Source organism: Clostridium tarantellae (assembly GCF_009295725.1).
Lineage (GTDB): Bacteria > Bacillota > Clostridia > Clostridiales > Clostridiaceae > Sarcina > Sarcina tarantellae.
Window position 1 is genome coordinate 1 of sequence record NZ_WHJC01000526.1, and the last position, 1,146, is coordinate 1,146.

Below are 1,146 nucleotides of genomic sequence, written 5' to 3' on the forward strand. Positions count from 1 at the left end.
ATATATAGTAGAGTAATGTTTATACTTGATGATATAGAATCTCTTAGTGATGAATCTACTTTAAAAGAAAGAGCCTATTATAAAAATTTAAAACTTTTAAAAATATATATTGAACTTCTTAATAAAACTGAATTTAAAGCTAAAAATGAGAAAAAATCTATATTTAGTTTTTTCAAAGAAAAATCTAATGAAAATAAACTTATAAATGAATGTGAAGAATTTAAAAATAAACATAAAGATGCTTTAGAAAAAACAAAAATTTGTGTTGAATGTATGTGTGTTAAATGTATAAGAAATTGTGAATTTAATCCTTGTGTATCTTGTAATAAATCTGGGAAAGTAGTTTACTGTGATAAAAAAAATATCAATATGATTCTTTTCAATAACTTTAAAAAATCTCAATATAATAGTGAAACAAATGAAAATGATCCTATAGAAATTTTATGTGAAATTGAATTTTTAGATATAGATAAAAGATTCCGAATAATAAAAGATATTTTACAAGATTCTTTATTAGTTCTTCAATATGAATACTCCATAAAAGACGGTGACTTATATTTTGCTGTTGAAGATGTTGATTTATATAATAAAATCATTGAAATATATGAAAGTAATAGATTTAATTAAAGTATTTTTTCTTTTTTACAACTATCTTAATTGATTATATACTTTAACTTAAATTTAAAATTATTATAATTTTCATATAAAAATCACTTTCTATTGTAATATTAATTATTTTAATATTTTAATTTAAAAGTGATTTTTATATTGTATTTAATTATTTTTCTAATAATTTATCAAAATCTCTAACATTTTGCCAGTCATAAAAATTTATATTTTCTTTTGAATGATTTTCTTTAAATTTTTCTTTATCAACTAAATATTTTTCTTCATAATCTAACTCTATAATTAATGTATTTTCATCTTCTTCTTTTAAATAAGTAACCATTGAAAATGTAATATTTTCATCACCATAATTTATTACTACCCCACTTTCTAAAAGATTATTAAAAATTTCTTGTATTTTCATATGTTTTTCTCCTAAATGTTAAATTAATTATAATTACCAACCATCCAATTGTAATTATACAAATTTTAACCAATATTTTTTTAATGACAACTTAATTTTAATATTAAATGCTTATT

2 protein-coding genes are annotated in these 1,146 nt (G+C 18.2%); one reads left to right on the top strand and one right to left on the bottom strand.

The window, feature by feature from the left end; all coding sequences use genetic code 11:
• Positions 1 to 627, top strand: a 627-nt coding sequence (locus GBZ86_RS16095) for a hypothetical protein (protein ID WP_152892347.1), incomplete at its 5' end; no start/stop codon positions are given.
• 151 nt (positions 628 to 778) lie between these two features.
• Here the strand turns inward: GBZ86_RS16095 and GBZ86_RS16100 are convergent.
• Entirely contained in the window at positions 779 to 1,030 is a 252-nt protein-coding gene (locus GBZ86_RS16100) for a hypothetical protein (RefSeq protein WP_152892349.1), read from the bottom strand.
• Positions 1,031 to 1,146 lie beyond the last annotated feature (116 nt).